General features: G+C 71.1%; 12 protein-coding genes and 5 pseudogenes. 9 read left to right on the top strand and 8 right to left on the bottom strand.

The genetic code is table 11. From position 1 onward, the window contains the following. Positions 1–50 precede the first annotated feature (50 nt). The 4 genes and pseudogenes from AB0M76_RS37480 to AB0M76_RS37465 form a co-directional block, all read right to left on the bottom strand. Complete coding sequence (locus tag AB0M76_RS37480; RefSeq protein ID WP_365957202.1) at positions 51–575, bottom strand: histidine phosphatase family protein; 525 nt, start codon at positions 573–575, stop codon at positions 51–53. Positions 576–957: 382 nt separating this feature from the next. After that, positions 958–1,995: a DNA topoisomerase IB gene (locus tag AB0M76_RS37475; RefSeq protein WP_365957201.1), complete on the bottom strand. Its 1,038-nt coding sequence runs from the start codon at positions 1,993–1,995 to the stop codon at positions 958–960. A gap of 36 nt (positions 1,996–2,031) precedes the next feature. Continuing rightward, positions 2,032–2,676, bottom strand: coding sequence for a GPR1/FUN34/YaaH family transporter (locus AB0M76_RS37470; protein WP_365957200.1), 645 nt, complete (start codon positions 2,674–2,676; stop codon positions 2,032–2,034). A 10-nt stretch (positions 2,677–2,686) separates the two neighbouring features. Continuing rightward, a pseudogene (locus tag AB0M76_RS37465) lies at positions 2,687–5,126 on the bottom strand (nitrate reductase). Positions 5,127–5,243: 117 nt separating this feature from the next. Between AB0M76_RS37465 and AB0M76_RS37460 the strand changes: the two are divergent. The 7 genes and pseudogenes from AB0M76_RS37460 (at position 5,244) to AB0M76_RS37430 (ending at position 9,959) form a co-directional block, all read left to right on the top strand. Next, a complete protein-coding gene (locus AB0M76_RS37460) occupies positions 5,244–5,705 on the top strand; it encodes a hypothetical protein (RefSeq protein ID WP_365957199.1) in 462 nt (153 codons plus the stop codon). Positions 5,706–5,825: 120 nt separating this feature from the next. Then, positions 5,826–6,512: a HemK2/MTQ2 family protein methyltransferase gene (locus AB0M76_RS37455; protein WP_365957198.1), complete on the top strand. Its 687-nt coding sequence runs from the start codon at positions 5,826–5,828 to the stop codon at positions 6,510–6,512. Positions 6,513–6,559: 47 nt separating this feature from the next. Further along, a pseudogene (locus tag AB0M76_RS37450) lies at positions 6,560–6,700 on the top strand (CDGSH iron-sulfur domain-containing protein); the annotation flags it as partial. A 55-nt stretch (positions 6,701–6,755) separates the two neighbouring features. Beyond that, positions 6,756–7,778: pseudogene (locus AB0M76_RS37445) on the top strand (iron-containing redox enzyme family protein). Positions 7,779–8,263: 485 nt separating this feature from the next. Further along, entirely contained in the window at positions 8,264–8,932 is a 669-nt protein-coding gene (locus tag AB0M76_RS37440) for a hypothetical protein (protein ID WP_365957197.1), read from the top strand. Further along, complete coding sequence (locus AB0M76_RS37435; RefSeq protein WP_365957196.1) at positions 8,929–9,183, top strand: hypothetical protein; 255 nt, start codon at positions 8,929–8,931, stop codon at positions 9,181–9,183. Before AB0M76_RS37440 ends, AB0M76_RS37435 begins: the two co-directional genes overlap by 4 nt. Then, positions 9,180–9,959 (top strand): metallophosphoesterase, encoded by a 780-nt coding sequence (locus tag AB0M76_RS37430; RefSeq protein WP_365957195.1) that lies wholly within the window; start codon positions 9,180–9,182, stop codon positions 9,957–9,959. The genes AB0M76_RS37435 and AB0M76_RS37430 overlap by 4 nt, the downstream gene beginning before the upstream one ends. 457 nt (positions 9,960–10,416) lie before the next feature. Here AB0M76_RS37430 and AB0M76_RS37425 read toward each other — a convergent pair. Beyond that, positions 10,417–10,503, bottom strand: a pseudogene (locus AB0M76_RS37425) (transcriptional repressor); the annotation flags it as partial. Positions 10,504–12,240: 1,737 nt separating this feature from the next. Between AB0M76_RS37425 and AB0M76_RS37420 the strand changes: the two are divergent. Next, positions 12,241–12,474, top strand: coding sequence for a DUF6479 family protein (locus AB0M76_RS37420; protein WP_365957194.1), 234 nt, complete (start codon positions 12,241–12,243; stop codon positions 12,472–12,474). A 732-nt stretch (positions 12,475–13,206) separates the two neighbouring features. Then, positions 13,207–13,449: pseudogene (locus AB0M76_RS37415) on the top strand (phosphoribosyltransferase); the annotation flags it as partial. Between the two features lie 293 nt (positions 13,450–13,742). Here AB0M76_RS37415 and AB0M76_RS37410 read toward each other — a convergent pair. The 3 genes from AB0M76_RS37410 to AB0M76_RS37400 all read right to left on the bottom strand — a co-directional run bounded on the left by AB0M76_RS37410 (position 13,743) and on the right by AB0M76_RS37400 (position 15,403). After that, on the bottom strand, positions 13,743–14,069 hold the full coding sequence (locus tag AB0M76_RS37410) for a hypothetical protein (RefSeq protein WP_365957193.1): 327 nt from the start codon (positions 14,067–14,069) through the stop codon (positions 13,743–13,745). Between the two features lie 216 nt (positions 14,070–14,285). Further along, positions 14,286–14,609, bottom strand: coding sequence for a plasmid stabilization protein (locus AB0M76_RS37405; protein ID WP_365957192.1), 324 nt, complete (start codon positions 14,607–14,609; stop codon positions 14,286–14,288). An 89-nt stretch (positions 14,610–14,698) separates the two neighbouring features. Further along, complete coding sequence (locus AB0M76_RS37400) at positions 14,699–15,403, bottom strand: UdgX family uracil-DNA binding protein (RefSeq protein WP_365957191.1); 705 nt, start codon at positions 15,401–15,403, stop codon at positions 14,699–14,701. Positions 15,404–15,902 lie beyond the last annotated feature (499 nt).

The following is a 15,902-nucleotide window of genomic DNA, read 5'->3' as shown; positions in this document are numbered from 1 at the left end:
CCCCGCTCTGCCTGCCCGCCCGCTCCGGCATCGGCCTCCAGGGCCGGCGGTCAGTCGCCCGGAGCCCAGAAGGCCACTAGCCGTCCGGCGCCGGGCGCGACCTCATGCCATTTTCCCGCAAGGGCCACGACCACGACGGCCGAGGTGGGGAATCCGTCATGGATCCGGCGCAGGAGGCGTTTGGGTCCCGTCCCGCACAAGGCGACGGCCAGCTCGTGGATGCCTGCGTTGTGACCCACCATCAGCAGGTCCGTGACGGCCTCGCTGGTCTCGGCCAGTACGGCCAGCAGGGCGTCGGTTTCCGCGTTGTACAGCCGGTCCTCATAAACGACGGGCGGCGGTGCGGTCAGCCGGGACGCCGCCAGCTGCCACGTCTGCCGTGTCCGCAGCGCCGACGAGCACAGCGCCAAGTCGAGGGGGTAGCCGGAGTCCTCGAGCCACTGACCCGCCTGCGGGGCCTCGTGCCTGCCCCGGTCGGCCAGTGCGCGGTCGAAGTCGGCGGCTGCAGCGTCCTTGGGGACGGACTTGGCATGCCGCACGAGCACGATCCGGCGTTCGCCTTGCGTCGCAGTCACGATCTTCTCCTCCACGCTCACACGAGGTTGTGAGGGCGTCTGCCGTCCTGCCGGTTACCTGGAGCGACCCCGCGGGCCTTGGGTTCGGCCTCCGTCTCGCCGGTCCGGCGTGCGGCCGGCGAGCCTTTCGTCCAGCCACCTACCCATATCGGGCCGCCACAGTCCGCACGGCGAGGGCCGACCGGTCGGCTCTCCGGAGGGCCCGCCCGCGCTCCCTCTCCGAATCGTGAGGTTGTCCCGCTCGGGCCCGGGTGGCCGCTCGATGACCCGAACCTTCCGCATCAAGGGACGCCCCGGCCAGCCGTCTCCCTGATCGAGGCGCCCTGCCCCCGGCGGGTCAGCGGCGGCTCACACGCCAGGGCCGCTGTCGGCTGTCGACCGTTTACGCGCCCCGCCCCGCATCGCCCTCGGTGAGCAGTTTGCGTACGGCTTTCTCCACCTCGCCGTGGGTCGCCGGGCGGCCGTCGTCGGCGTCCTCGCCGAGCCGGTCCAGAGCCGGTTTCACCGTCACGCCGTCCTCGTAGAGCTCCACGACTCGCGGATTGACGTAGGAGCTGCGGCACACGGCGGGCGTGTTCCCCAGGTACGAGCTCCCCTCGCGGACCGCCCGGGCCTCCGCCTCCTTGCGACGGCCCGGCGACCCGTCGGCCACGCCGGTGGAGACAGCCAGAGCCACGGCGGCCAGGACAGTCCCGTGCCAGGTCCGAAAGTCCTTCGCGGTGAGGTCCGTACCCGACTTGCGGCGCAGGTAATCGTTTACGTCATCAGCCTGGACCTCATGCCACGCCCTGCCCTCCCAGTACACGGACAGCTGCCGCCCGTCGTCCCGGCGCCAGAGCAGGGCCCGTACGACGGCGTAGGCGGCCGGGTCCACCACCGAGCACGTCTGCTCCTGGCCGGACTTCCCCCGGTAGCCGAAGCAGATCTCGCCCCGTTTGCATGTGGCGTGCTCGCGCAGCAGGGTGGTCAGACCGAACGCCTGGTGGTCGCGCCGGTACGAGACACCACCGATCCGAAAGAAGCCCAGGTCCAGCAAGCGGACGATGCAGGCCAACACCCTGTCCCGGGTCAGCCCGCGGCCACTCAGGTCCTCCTCGACGGCCCTGCGCAGCACCGGGAGCCGCGCGGCGGCCTCCTGGACGTGCCCGTGCTTGGCCTCCTCCTGCCGCTCCCGGAAGAGGTCGTGGTACCGGTACTGACGCCTCCCCGCCTCATCGACGCCTACGGCCTGAATGTGACCGCCCGGCCAGGGGCAGATCCACACATCGGACCAGGCGGGCGGGGTGGCCAGCTTCCGGATACGTGCGAGCTCCGCCTCCCCGGCGACCGGGCGGCCGCCCTCGTCCAGGTAACGGAAGCCCCGCCCGTGCCGCACCCGGCGGTATCCCGGGCGGTCGAACCGGCTCGTTCTCAGCCGCATGTCCCACCTCGTCTCACCCCCTCCGGCTCACGAACGTCAGAGCTCCGGGCGGACCCCCGGTTCAGCGCCGTTCTCCACCGCGCGGGCACCGCCGGCATGGCGGCCCAGGGGCAGCACCGGGCGGCCGCGGCCATCCTCGAGGGCGAAGGCCGCGGCGGCGTACAGGGCCAGGGCGGTGAGCACGACTCCGATCACCCCGGCCGCGTCCTCCCAGCCGATGTCGTGGGTCAGCTGGTGGATTCCCGCGACGGCCAGGCGCAGCGCGGCGCAGCCGATGACGGCGGAGGCGACGAGTTTCCCCGTGCCGGCCGCGGCGAGCGGGACCAGCAAGGCCGTCGCCGCGACGAGGAGGAACAGCCCGAGTACGTGAGAGACCTGGTGGGCGGAGCCGGCGGCCAGCAGCAGACCCTGGACCAGCCATCCTGCGGCCAGCACGGCCATGGCCGTTGCGAAGGCGGTGTCCCGGCAGCGGAATCCGATGATCGCCGCGAGGAGTTGCAGCGGGAAGGCGAAGGTGAACAGGACCAGCCCGGCCGCGTTCTGCTCCTCGACGGGTATCCAGCCGAGCTGCATGCCGGCGGTGACGAGGGCGCCGCCGGCGAGGCCGAGGAACCCTAGCGGTACGGGTGTACCCAGGGGGCGCAGTACGGTCGCCGTCATCTGCGGCGCGCCTTCAGTCATGACGGGCTCCTCACTGTTCTCCGGCCTGAGGTCCGGCCGGGGCCGAGGCGGCTTCGGTGGGTGCGGGAGCCGGGCCGGGCCGGTGTTCGATCAGGCGGATACGCGCGGCTCCTGCCTTGAAGAGCGGCTGTTTGGAGGCGGGATCCCAGTCGGTGGGCGTGAGTTCGTTGGCGGCCCTCCGGTGGCCGTCCGCGGTGCCGGTGTCCCAGTAGCCGTAGTGGAAGGGAAGGAACAGCCCTCCTTCTCGGATCCCGGTGATGCGTGCACGGGCGCGGACGGCGCCGCGCCGGGTGGAGACCTCGGCGAGGTCTCCCTCGTCAATGCCGGCGGCCGCTGCGTCGGCCACCGAGACTTCGATCCACATGTCGGGGGCGGCGGCCTGCAGTTCGGGCACCCGTCCCGTGCGGGTGCGGGTGTGGAACTGGTAGAAGGTGCGCCCGGTGGTCAACCACAGCGGATACGTCCCGTCGGGCGGTTCGCGAGGGGGAACGTAATCGGCGGTACGCAGGACGGCTTTGCCGTCGGGGTTCAGTGCCCGGTATTCGGTCTCGTCCAGCGGCGTGCCGGTGAGCAGGTCGCGTCCGTAGCTTTCGCAGTCGGACGGCGTGCTGCGGAAGTCACCTCGGGCATACAGGCGTTCGGTGCCCAGGGGGTGTTCGGCGGTGCAGGGCCACTGGATCCCGCCGCGCTCGCGCAGGAGGGCGTAGCTCAGGCCGCTGTAGTCACACGGGCGGCCCCGACTGCACTCCTTCCAGCCTTCGAAGACCTCCTCAGGGCCGTGCCAGGGAACGAGGGGTCCACCCGTCTCGTCGCGCAGATCCATCCGCTGGGCGAAGTCCAGAAAGATGTCGAGGTCCGGTCGAGCCTCGCCGGGCGGGTCGACCGCCTTGAGGGAGAGGTGGACGGTGCGGTCGGCGTTGGTGAAGGTGCCGGTCTTCTCACCCCAACCGGCGGCGGGCAGCACCACATCGGCGAACTCGGTCGTCTCCATCGGGAAGAGGTCCTGCACGACGAGGAAGAGCCGGTCCTGCCCGAGCACGGAGCGGATGCGCTCCAGCTCGGGCAGGGAGACGGCCGGGTTGGTGCCGGAGACCCACAGCATGTGCAGGGATCCCTCTTCCTCGTAGCGGATCATCTGCATGAGGTGGGTGGGCGGCCCCGTCGTGCGGGATGCGGTCGGGAGTGACGTTCCAGACCTTCGCGAGTTCCTCGACATGGCTGTCGTTGGCCCAGTTACGGAAGCCCGGCAGGTCCCCGTCGGCTCCGCACTCGCGGGTGTTCTGGGCGGTGGGCTGGCCGTTCATCTGCAGGACGCCGCAGCCGGGCCTCCCGAGCATGCCGCGGATCAGGTGCAGGTTGTTGACCTGGACGGCGGCCGCCGTGGCCTGGTGGGACTGGTAGAAACCCTGCAGGACCGTGGACAGCAGTCGGCCGGCCTGGCCGAGCAGACGCGCGGCCGCGCGGATCTGCTCGGCTGGTACACCGGTGACCGCCGCGGCGGCCTCGGCCGGGAAGCCTGCGAGGTGACGTTCGAGACGGTCGAAACCGGTGACATGGGCCTCGATGTACGAGGAGTCGGTCCAGCCGCCCGCGATCACCTCGTGCAGCAGGCCGTTCATGAGCGCGAGGTTGGTGCCGGGCTTCGGCTGAAGATGGATCGTCGCCACCTCGGACACCGGCCCCGGCCGGGGATCCACGCACAGCAGGACGGGCGGCTCGGGACCGGCGATGCGGTCCAGGATCCGGCTCCACAGGACGCCCTGGGTCTCGGCCATGTTGTGCCCGAAGAGGGCGACGGTGTCGGCGTGGTCGATGTCAGCGTACGAGCCGGGCTGGCCGTCGCAGCCGAACGACTCCTTGAGCGCCTCGGCGGCCGTTGCCGTACACAGCCGGGTGTTGCCGTCGAGGTGTTTGGTCCCCAGGCCACCGCGCGCGATGAGGGCCAGCGCGTAGTACTCCTCCAGGAACAACTGGCCGCTGGTGTAGAAGCCGATCGAGGCCGGGCCGTGATCGTCGAGGAGGCGGCGGGTGCGGTCGGCGATCCGAGCCATGGCGGTCTCCCAGTCCGTCTGCCGCAGTGCGCCGCCCTCCCTGATCAGGGGGCGGGTCAGGCGTTCCGGGGAAGCGAGCGCCTGCCAGCCGTACAGATCCTTGACGTCGAGCCGACCGCGATTGACCCGGTCTGCCGCGAGGCCCCGTACGCCCACCAGCCGGCCGTCCTTGACGGCCAGCTCCATCGCATCACCGTTGGAATGCAGGTTCGAGGCCGTGGGAAACCACTGGTCGACCTCCGCGGGGGTCAGGCCTTCGGCCAGGAAGCAGTCGACCCTCTCCGGCCACTGCTCACCCGCCCCGTACGGCGTACGACTCCCCCACGGCTCGGCGATCCGGTCCGGGGCCCCGGACGGTAGACAGCGACGATGCGTTCGATCACGGGGACGATCTGACATACCCAGCGACTGCCCCGTCCAGACTCTGGCACGCCCGGTGGCGGCCACATCTGTGAAAGCGACGGCCGAGAGCCCACGAGGCCGAGGAGCTCCGCCCCAGCGCATCAACACGGCACCGTGTCCGCCCGTGCAGACACTGGTATCGCGGTGGACGACAGGCTGCATCCGCGCCTTCCGTGCCCAAGGGGCAAACGTGAGATCAACACGGTGATCTACCGGCTCGACGGTGCTCTGGACGAGCCACGATTCATCGTCTACGACCTGCGGTTCGCTACGCCGGACGGTGCCCGTAACAACGAGACCGTGCTGATCTTCTGGCTCCCCGACCGTGCCACAGCCCAGCACAAGGCGGCGAATCGCGTGGGCTACGAAATTTCACTGACCCTGTCGACAGCGTCCGCGTACACGTCCAAGCCGCCGAGGTGTCCGACGCCGCGTACGAGGAACTCGTATCGCGAGCATCCTGACAGGCCTCCGCCCCCGCGATCGCGCACGGCAGGCGGCGATCTGATCATCACTTGGGCAGCGGAGCGAAGCGCCCAGGCCGACGACTGCGTCCCACGACGGAGGAAGCGGTAGTCGGGAACCGTCCGCGTGTGGCCATGTGCACCGCCACCGATACCGGGTAGGCGCAGCCCAGAATTGCGTCGTTCCCCGTCCCCCTTCGGCCGAGAGGGGGCAGCTGACCGAGGAGGTACAGTGCCGAGCACCGCTCCGACATTCCGCACCGGCGCACCCGGGCTGATCGCGCCGCCCGGCGTGTACCGCCCGCAGGCCGACACCCTGCTGCTCGCGGACGCCCTCGCCCACGAACCGATCGGGGCGGATTCGCAGGTCATGGAGATCGGGACGGGTACCGGGGCTCTTGCGCTGGACGCTGCGGCCAGAGGTGCTCAGGTGACCGCGGTCGACGTCTCATGGCCCGCCGTACTCGCCGCCCGCCTGAACGGCTTGCGCAAGCGCCTGCCGCTGCGCGTGCTGCACGGGGACTTCGCCACCCGCACCACGGGCCACCGGTTCGACCTGGTCATCACCAACCCGCCGTACGTCCCTTCGCCCGACGCCCGGCTGCCCGCGCACGGGCCGCAGCGGGCATGGGACGCCGGCACCGACGGACGACGCGTCATCGACCGCATCTGCACGGCCGCCCCAACCCTGCTGCGCCCAGGCGGGGTCCTCCTCATGGTGCACTCGGGGATGTGCGGAGCGGAGACCACCCTGCAGCTCCTGGCGCTGCGGGGACTGCCCGCACGGATCACGATGCGGGCGTCGGTGCCCTGGGGGCCGGTACTGCGCTCCCGAAGCGCCTGGCTGCAGAACCAGGGCCTGGTGGACGAGGGCGACGAGTACGAGGAGCTGGTGATCATCCGTGCCCGGTACCTCTGACCCCACAGCCGAGCCCACCCTTTCCCGCGTGCGGCCCCGCGCGACGCGTGTCCGTGGCTCCCTCGGGGCCGGTCCTGGTGGAGGGCCCCGTCGAAATCCTCGTGGACGACGGGACCGTGGTCCACTCGGACCGGTTCGTGGTTGCCGTGTGCACCTGTCGCCGCACCCGTACCTACCCCTGGTGCGACACCAGCCACCGCCCCCGCGAACGCCCGAAGCCCCCACGCACAAGAGAAGCGCGCCATGACGCTGCGAGCCGCCCCCGTCGCGGGCACGGCAGCCGGACCCGCCCTGGTGGAGGGGCGGGGCACTCTTTCCTCCGCCGTGGTCGAAGCCCTCGGTACCGGACGGGCACCCGTCTATGCCACCACGGCGGTTCTGCGGGCCGACCCGTGGGGCGAGGACCTGCAACTCGCCCTCTACCTCCTCTACGAACTGCACTACCGCGGGTTCGAAGGCGTCGCGGACGACCTCTCATGGGACCCGGACCTGCTTCGCGTGCGCCGAGCCGTGGAGACCCGGTTCCTGCACGCCCTGCGGACCGATCTGGCCGGTGGCCCCCGTTCCGTCGAGGAGGCGTTCGCCCGCTGCTCGTCGAACCGGTGGACCTCGGCGGAAGCCAGCCACCCCCTGGAGACCAAGGGCCAGCTGCGGCAACTGCGCGAGTACGCGGTACCGCGCTCCCTGTACCACCTCAAGGAGGCCGACCCGACCCGCACGCGTGGGTCATCCCCCGCCTGACCGGCCGCGCCAAGGCCGCGATGGTCGCCATCGAGTACGACGAGTTCGGCGCCGGCCGCCCCGAGCGGGTCCATGCCCGGCTCTTCGCCGACCTGATGACCGACCTCGGGCTGGATCCCACGTACGGCCGCTACCTGGACCGGGCCCCGGCGCCACTGCTGGCCACCGTGAACCTGATGTCGCTCCTCGGACTGCACCGGGCGCTGCGCGGAGCGCTCGTCGGGCACTTCGCCTGCGTCGAGGTCACCTCCTCCCCCGGCTCCCGCCGCCTCGCCGCCGCGATGGGGCGCTGCGGAGCCGGGCCGGCCGCCGAACACTGCTACGCAGGAGCACGTCGAAGCCGACGCCGTCCACGAACAGGTCGTCCGCCACGAGGTCATCGGAGGCCTCCTCGCCGACGAGCCCAGCCTGGAACCGGACATCGCCTTCGGCTGCGCGGCGACCGTCTTCTTGGAGGACCGCCTGACCACCCACATCCGCACGGCCTGGCAAGCGGGTCGATCGGCACTGCGCGCCGAGCCGTGACCACGGCCCGGTCGACCTAGACGGCAACCCTGTGTGTTCGCGGCTGCACGGCTCCAGGGCGGACCCGGTCACGGGCTTGGAGCGTGTATGGCACTGCCCGAACGCGGGCAGGCGCACATCATGGTTCCGGCATCCGGCGACCGGACCGAGCACAAGGGCCGAGATGTGCGGAAGCCGCTCCCCGATCGAAGCCGAAGGAAAAGCAGATGAGCGCCACAGGTCATGACCGGGAAGACACGTCGGCGGTGGAGAGGCAAATGCACCGGGGCGGTATCGAGGACGAACACGGGCGCGAACCGGCAGACCCTCCCGCGTCGGAACCCCTGGACCCGGAGCGCGAGCAGACCGGCCGGAGGCGACCGACCCGAAGGCGGGCGCGACGCCACGGACCGAAGACTCATCGGAGAGGGGATGAGCGGAAGACGATCGTCACCGCGCTTCCATGCCCTGCAAGTTGGTCCGCCGCATAGACGGTGAGGCACTCCATGAACCGTCTCAGCCTCGACACTCCAGGGGAAGACTCCCGACCGGAGCACCCGGGCCTGAGCCCCGCAGGACCGGACGACGACCAGCTGCCGAAGGATCACACCCAGGCGATCCTGGAGACCACCAAGCACGTCGCGGCGCTGCTGAAACGCTCCGGGCAGCCCTTCGCGCTCGCCGGCAGCGTTGCCGCGTTCGCCCATGGGCTGCCGGCCCACTTCCAGCACGACACGGACTTCTGTGTGCGGCCCGAGGACGCCGACGCGGCGATCAAGTCCCTGGAGGACGGGGGCATTGCGATGCGCCGCGCTCCGGAGGACTGGCTGGTCAAGGGCCGCTCGGGCGGGGAGCAGATCGACCTGATCTTCGAACTGGCCCGGCGTCCCGTGAATACGGAGCTCCTGGAACGGGCGAGCGTCAAGGCGGTGGACTCGGTGTGGATGCCGGTCCTCGCCCCCACCGACCTCATGGAGAGCCGCCTCACCGCGCTCTGTGAGCACTACTGCGACTTCGGCGACCTGCTGCCCATGGCCCGGATGCTGCGGGAGCAGATCGACTGGAAGCGGCTGGACCGGGACCACCGGTCCGCCCCACTGCCCGACGCATTTCTCCACCTGCTCCAACGACTCCACGTCATCGAACGCGAGGAAAGCACGGAGGAGGGGCCATGACAGCCACCGAGAGCATCGAGTACCGCATCGAGCACCTGCGCGACCGGCTGGCCCGCGAGGACATCGCCGAACTCGGCGTACGGATCGACACGCACGGCGCGCGGACCGTCGTCCGGGGCCGCGTAGCCGACGAGAAGTGTCTCGAGGCCGTCCTGCGGGTCACCGGTGAAGAGCTGGCGGGCACAGACTGGTACGCGGACCTCACGGTGAGCCACCACGGCGCGCCCGACCACCCAGAGGAGCTGTCGTGATCCGCGTGGCGGCAGTGGGTGACATCCACCTGGGACCGGACAGCGCCGGACTGCTGCGACCCGCCTTCGACACCCTCGGCGACTGCGCCGACCTTCTGCTCCTGGCCGGGGACCTGACCCGGCACGGCACCGCGCGGGAGGCCGGGGTGGTGGCGGGTGAGGTGGCCGGGCTGGCGGTGCCCGTGGTCGCGGTACTCGGAAACCACGACTACCAGAGCGACCAGGAAGGGGCCGTCACCCGGCAGCTCACCGGCGCGGGCGTGCACGTGCTGGAAGGCAACGGCGTGGTCCTCGATCTCGGCGGGACCAGGGTCGGTGTAGCGGGAACGAAGGGCTTCTGCGGAGGTTTCGCCGGCCGCAGCGGCAGCGAGTTCGGCGAACCGGAGATGAAGGCGTTCATCCGCCACGGCCGCACCCGCGCCGAAGGACTCGCGAGGGCGCTTCGCGAACTCCACGACGGGGGCAGCACGCTGCGCATCGCCCTCACGCACTACGCGCCCGTACCTGACACTCTCGCCGGCGAGCCACCCGAGATCTACCCCTTCCTCGGCAGCTACCACCTGGCAGAGGCGATCGACTCGGCCGGAGCGGACCTCGCCGTGCACGGGCACGCCCACCTCGGCACCGAGCACGGCATGACGGCAGGCGGTGTCCACGTCCGCAACGTGGCGATGCCCGTGATCGACCGGGCCTTCGCCGTGTACCACCTGTCCCCGGAACGGGCGGACAGCAGGGCGGACGGCGGTTCACGGAGCATGTGGACGAACGCGCCGTGAGCGGCACGTCGAACATGACCTACGTGCCGGCTCGGCCCTCGCACAGGTCGCGGACGTCCGTGGCGCCCGCCTGCTCGAGACCACCGGCCCACAAGGTGTTCGCCCGTGACGGACAGCAGCCGCAGGCGCAGCGGATTCAGCGAACCGGAGAGGAAGGCGTTCAGCCGCTACAGCCGCATCTGCGCCCGCCGAAGCGCTCGCGAGGGCACTGCGTGAACTCCTGACGGAAAAGCACGCTGCACATCGCGCTACGCACCCGTCTGCGAGGCACATCCCGGCCGCGGACGCCAGCCAACGACCCATGCCACCGCCTCAGACTTGACTCCGAGACCGCTGACAGGCCGCAAACGAAGGCGTGTACCTGCAACAGCGCGGATCCCCCTAATCCAAACCCGTCGGAGCCACGCACACCCCCACGGCAGTCGAAGGCTGATCCGCATAAGACCTCCACTGCGGGCACTGTGAAGCCGAACCACTCCTCCGCCGCGAGTCCGGCCAACGGGTCACCGGTCGGGCGGACGTCGCGTATACGGCCACAGCCGGAGCCTGAGACTGGTGCCGCGGTCGCGGTCGGCCGCTCACCGGGCCAACCGCGACACCACCACCGCGCCCGCACCCCGCGCACGGACCGGGGCGGGGGCCTGCACCCCGCGAGCGCAGGCGTGGGTCCGGGCAAGGCGGGTAGGCGCGGACGCCCTACTCGTGCTGGACATGACCGCGCCCCGTTCCGCCACACGGCCGGTCTCGAACCGTAAGGCGAATCCGCACGCACCCCGCCCGCCCCGACGACGAAGGCCGATAGGCCCTGCTGCCGGCTGCGGGTGCGGACCGACCGGGCACCGGGCAGCCGTGGCGGCCCGGCGCTCCGCCCCCGGCGCCGACCCGGACACCCCGGGCGCGGACATCCGCATCGGGTACGCCCGCTGCTCGCCCCTCGGACAGCGCCCGCCCACGGAAACAGGGGCCGGCCGCGGGTCATCACCGACGGCATGCTGCACACCGTGCTCGTGACGCTGGGGGCTTGGCCCTTGCGTTTTCCGGTGGCAATGATCAGGTCGGGCTGGATCTGCCCGACGGACTCGCCGTTCGCGCGGCGCCGAGCATCTACCACGCGCGCCGAACACGAGAAGAAGACTCAGGCGTACCCCGACGCTGTCGAGGCGGCTCACGCCGACTTTGCAGCCCTCCAGTCCGCCGCCGACGCCCCCGGCCCCGCTCAACCCGCATCCTCACACCGGACGTCGAGCCGTGACGACCGCCCGCACTCCAAGATCGTCCCGTGGCGGGCTTCTGGCACATCTGGGTCATGCCCCCTCAACGGATGGCGGCGGCTTGGGCTTTCACCCATCTGACCAGCGGGAGAGAGCTGACAGACCGGGGTGCGAGCCTGCCCTGAGGACGCCGTGCCGCTCGGGCCCGTGCATGGGGGCCACGGCCGGGCCGGCGACGGCTCACCGCGATGGATTCCCGGGCACGAGGGCTCTACCGTGGGACAGCGGGTTGGAGCGGCCATGCGCATCACGTCGTCCTCGGCCTGCCCGTCCTGGTCACCGAACCCGCCGACGACGCCGCCGTGCGGCCACCTCGCCGGCCGGGACAGCGGTCGTGACGGCGCACTCGCGCCTGTTCCGGCGAAATGAAATGACCGGATCTGGTGGGACGGACCGAATGTCGCCCTTCGGGTGAATGCGCAGCATGCTCCGCCGTTCCCGGGCCGGGCGCCGCTGGGGACGCGTCCGGGGCCTGGAGCTGCGGCAGCGCTCCCTCGGCTTCGCCGCGCTCGGATTCCTCACGCTGGTCCCCCTGCTGATCGTCGTATCGACAGCGGATACTCGCGGGGGACAAGGGCTCGCGCAATGGCCGGGAGACGGGCTCGGCGTATCGCCGGCTGCCCGAACGGAGACCGAGGCGGGTCTTCGCCTGCCCGGCCAGGCATGGCGAACCACGACGGCGTTCGGTTTGGCCCTGCTCGCCGTGTTCGGCCTGTCCTTCGGCACCATGCTGCAAAGCGGCTACGAGAGCGTGTGGGGGCTGTCCGTCCGGCTTGTGGTCCCGGTGGCGTCACGCACTGTGGCTCGGCGTGCTGGTCGGGGTCCTCTGCCTGTCGGCGGTCTCGCCGCCGTGGCGTGTTCCCCAGTCCGCGGGTTCGTCACTGCGCCGCCGTCCGTCACCGCCGCCGGTGTGACATCGCGCGCTCGAGGGGCTCGCCGATGAGGAGGGGATGGGGACCGGGCGCAGATTCAGGACGTGCAAGGCGCTCGAAACCGGGTAGCCGCACCACATGATCACCTCATTTTCCCTCGCAGCTTCGGGCTTGTCCCCCCTGCCCCTGATCGCTGCCGGCGTTATCGTGGCAGCGCTCCTGATCGCAGCGGTCTGGTACGGGAGCCAGCGCACCGCGCGGCGCAGCGACCCCGGGGCTCGGCCGGCCGACCAGAGCCCACAGGCGCGGGCCCGGCAGGACTCCTGGCAGACACCCGAAGACGACCCTGGCCAGCACTACCCCCGTCCGTGACCGCTCTGCAGCCGATCAGCGGAATGACACGCAGGGCCTGTTCGAGCGCCAGGTCTGGCTCCCCGCCCGGAGTGGCATCGCGGCAGCGGTCCGCACCATCAGCTGGGGCGTGACACCCGCCGCCTCGGCCGGGTTCAGGAGGATGCGGCGGGCGGTTTCGGCGGTAGAGAGCACGCCATCACCACGCCGGTCGCGCGCCCGAGCACGACCCGGGTGGTGACAGCGGCCGCGGCGGCGGCCGCGCCGACCGGAGGGCCGTGGGTGTCGGTGTCCGGTTCATCCGTCTGCCCCTCGGGCCGGTGTGGGTGAAGCCGCTGCCTAACACCTGCCTCCACGGCAGCCAACAGGACGGTCCCCCAATCTGAGGGGCTGGAACCCTGCCAGTTGACCCTCCCGGGTGACGCTCCCGCCCTGCAGCCGTGCGGTGCGCCGACTGAGCGGCTGACTTCCCACTCCCCCGCGCACGCCTGGGGAAGGGGCGGAAGGAGCGGGTGGTGACCTCACAAGCCGTGCCGTTCCGTACCGGTCGGCGGATCATCGCCGCCATCGCCGAGAACCTGGTGCTTCCTCCGCGGCTTGGCAGTGGTGACCTTCGCCCACGGCAGCGGCAATTCGCGGCACAGCCCGCGCAAGAAGCCCAGCCCCCGGTGCGGGCACCGGTCCTCATGATCGCGGGAGGCGCCGAGGAGGCCTGGCCCACCAGGATGCGATCCGTTCCCGAGGGGACTCCCGATGCTGTTCTACGACCACCGGCAGGCGGGTGAGCAGCAGCTCACCCTCCGGCTCCTCGAACGGGTGGGTGACGGCGACCTCACCGACACGGTCGACCCGGCACTGCCGCGCGGCGGGGTGCCGGTCGCCGCAGAGGTTGCCCGCGCCCTGCACGTGCCACTGGACGTGCTCGTGGCCCGCAAGATCGGCGTACCCGGCCATCCGGAAGTCGGCATCGGAGCGATAGCGGGAGAGGATCCTCCCTCTACGACGTGCCTCGTACCACTCTCCGACGGACCGGAACGGATCAGGCCGGTGCAGGCACACGACGTCGGATCCGCCCTGATCGTTTCCGCGGCTTCGGGGAAGAGACCGGTACGGCCAGGATCAGGCGGGCGGGACGGCCGGCGCGCGGGGACGCCGGTGACGAGCCCGTCGTCGACCAAGACCACCGTCCGCCCCTGATGTCGGGCGCGGGGCGTCCACTGCGGTAGAGCTCTTCCCGGCAGTGCAGTTCGGCCCTCTCCCGGGCCACGTCGGAGGCGAGGTCCCCTCGGTCAGGCCGAGCATCCCCAAAACGCTCGTAGCGCGTGGAGCCCTGTCGCCGCCTCGCGCACCAGGGCGACGTCCTCACCGGGAGGGTCGAGGTCGAACACCAACCGATCGGGGTAATCGGGCCGGTCGGCCTTGGACAGCAAGCGGTGGGGGTTATGCACGCCTGGTCGGCGAGGTGGAGCAGGGTGGCGGTGTCGTCGCAGGCCACATAGGTGACGGTGCCGCCCTCCTTGGGCAGCTCGGCGCGGTGGATCCAGTCGGGGCATGGTCCGGAAGGTTCTTCTGCATGAGGACGGGCCGTCGATGCCGTCCGGGTGCCGTTCCAGCATCCTCGGGGCGGCTGGGGGGACGGCCCGCCCGCCGGACGTCATCACGGTGGTCCGCGTCGGCTGCCGGTGCTGCATGGGCAAAGGCGGCCGCGCCGGGCGAGGCCGCCCCTACAGGGCACCGTTCGGGCGAGCCCGTCATCGTCACCGATGACGGCCTCGAGAGCCACGACATCACCTCGCGTGGTGACGGGGGTTCCCGCCGCCCTGGCGGCGGGTTCAGTGGCCGAGGGCCCGCTTGAGTTCGGCCTTGTCCATCTTGGAACGGCCCTCGATGCCCCGGTGCTTCGCCTCGTTGTACAGCTGGTCCTTCGTCGGACCCTGCGAGCCGCTGTGGGAGCGCTGGCCACCGCGCTTTGAGGACGACATGTCCTGCGTGGAGGACCGGCTCGCCGTCTTCGACTCCCCGGAGCGGGCGCGTTCCTTGTTTACGGTGCGCGCGGCGATCTCCTTCGCCCGCTTGGTGCTCTCACCGCGATCCTCGGCGCTCTCCTTGATGTGCTCGTACTGGCGTTCACGCTTGGGACTCGAACCACGAGGCATGGTCACTCCTCAACTCGCGTGCGGACGGGATGGGTGCGATCCCGCGGTACGCAGTGCGCCTGCCCGGGTGACGGCGGCTCATTCACAACTCACTCCAGTGCGGTGGCGGCCACGGACAGGTCCGCGACAAGACCCGAAAAGGCGGACTCCCGGTCGCCGGACCGCAGGACGGCCGACGGATGGATCGTCGCCAGCAGTTGCCCGGTCCCCGCGACCGCCTCCCCGCCGTCCAGGGCGGCCACCGGTGGCATCGGCAGCAATAGGCCGCGCTGCTCTCCCACGCGGAACGAGGAGCCGAGCAGCGCCTTGCCTGCCGTGCCTCCCAGCACGACCAGCACCTCAGGTCCCACCAGCCTCAGTTCCTCCATCAACCAGGGCCGACAGGCGGACATCTCGCGCAGGCTGGGAGCCTTGTGGATGCGGGGCTTGCCCCGTGGGGCCGACGTGAACTTGAAGTGCTTGACCGCGTTGGTGAGGTAAGCGTCCTCGTCCCCGAGCCCTGCCTCCTCGAGCGCCTTGCGCAGCAAGCGCCCCGCCGGGCCCACGAACGGCTCACCCTGCACGTCCTCCTGGTCGCCGGGCTGCTCACCCACCAGCATCAGCCGTGCGAGGGCCGGACCCTTGCCGAACACCGTCTGCGTGGCATCCCGGAACAGCGGGCACCCCCGGCAGTCGACCGCGGCCCGCCGCAACCCCGCCAACCCGCCGCGCGACGGCAAGTAGGGGGTCGCGTCGTACTCCCGTCCGGCCTCCCGCTCGCCCGCCACGGCAGCGGCTTCCGTGCGCGCCTTCATCGCCCGCCTCCGAAACTCTGTCCGGTTCCTGCGCTCCGGTCCGCCCTGCCTTCGACACGACGGGGCGGCAGTCGGCGTCTGCCCGGCACTCACGGCCCCAAACCGACGGGCCGACGGGCCCTGTGCGGCCCCTGTGCGGCCCCTGTGCCGAGCATCAGCGGCGAGGTGTCATCCGGCGGGGCAAGGGCTCGCGCGTGCAGGGCGTGCCGCAACACGTCGGGCCCGGCCTCCCGACCGGTACGCGTCGCGGGCCGCGTGAAAAGGAGGACCGGCGGGGGCGCAGTCTCCCGCCGCCCGAACCATCGCGGATCGTCGCGACGTAGGCGGCACGCTCAGCGGCCCAGGTGTGGACGGCAGCCAGGATGTCGTCGAGGTCCAGAACGAGGGAGTCGACGGCCGGGGGGATGAGCGCCAGGATCCGGCCGAGCCTCTCCCTGCGTCCCGGCATCCCGGCATCCCGGCATCCCGGCATCCCGGCAGCGCGGAAACGAAACCGTGC

The organism is Streptomyces sp. NPDC051364, from assembly GCF_040682115.1.
Lineage (GTDB): Bacteria > Actinomycetota > Actinomycetes > Streptomycetales > Streptomycetaceae > Streptomyces.
The sequence above is the reverse complement of the archived record's forward strand: the minus strand, read 5'-3'. Positions and strand labels throughout refer to the sequence as shown.

What these genes read in the sequence shown, in the direction of transcription:
- AB0M76_RS37420 (WP_365957194.1), top strand. Translation starts at nt 12,241, where the DNA reads ATGATCACCTCATTTTCCCTCGCAGCTTCGGGCTTGTCCCCCCTGCCC.
- AB0M76_RS37405 (WP_365957192.1), bottom strand. Translation starts at nt 14,609, where the DNA reads ATGCCTCGTGGTTCGAGTCCCAAGCGTGAACGCCAGTACGAGCACATC.
- AB0M76_RS37435 (WP_365957196.1), top strand. Translation starts at nt 8,929, where the DNA reads ATGACAGCCACCGAGAGCATCGAGTACCGCATCGAGCACCTGCGCGAC.
- AB0M76_RS37400 (WP_365957191.1), bottom strand. Translation starts at nt 15,403, where the DNA reads ATGAAGGCGCGCACGGAAGCCGCTGCCGTGGCGGGCGAGCGGGAGGCC.
- AB0M76_RS37410 (WP_365957193.1), bottom strand. Translation starts at nt 14,069, where the DNA reads ATGCTGGAACGGCACCCGGACGGCATCGACGGCCCGTCCTCATGCAGA.
- AB0M76_RS37475 (WP_365957201.1), bottom strand. Translation starts at nt 1,995, where the DNA reads ATGCGGCTGAGAACGAGCCGGTTCGACCGCCCGGGATACCGCCGGGTG.
- AB0M76_RS37440 (WP_365957197.1), top strand. Translation starts at nt 8,264, where the DNA reads ATGAACCGTCTCAGCCTCGACACTCCAGGGGAAGACTCCCGACCGGAG.
- AB0M76_RS37470 (WP_365957200.1), bottom strand. Translation starts at nt 2,676, where the DNA reads ATGACTGAAGGCGCGCCGCAGATGACGGCGACCGTACTGCGCCCCCTG.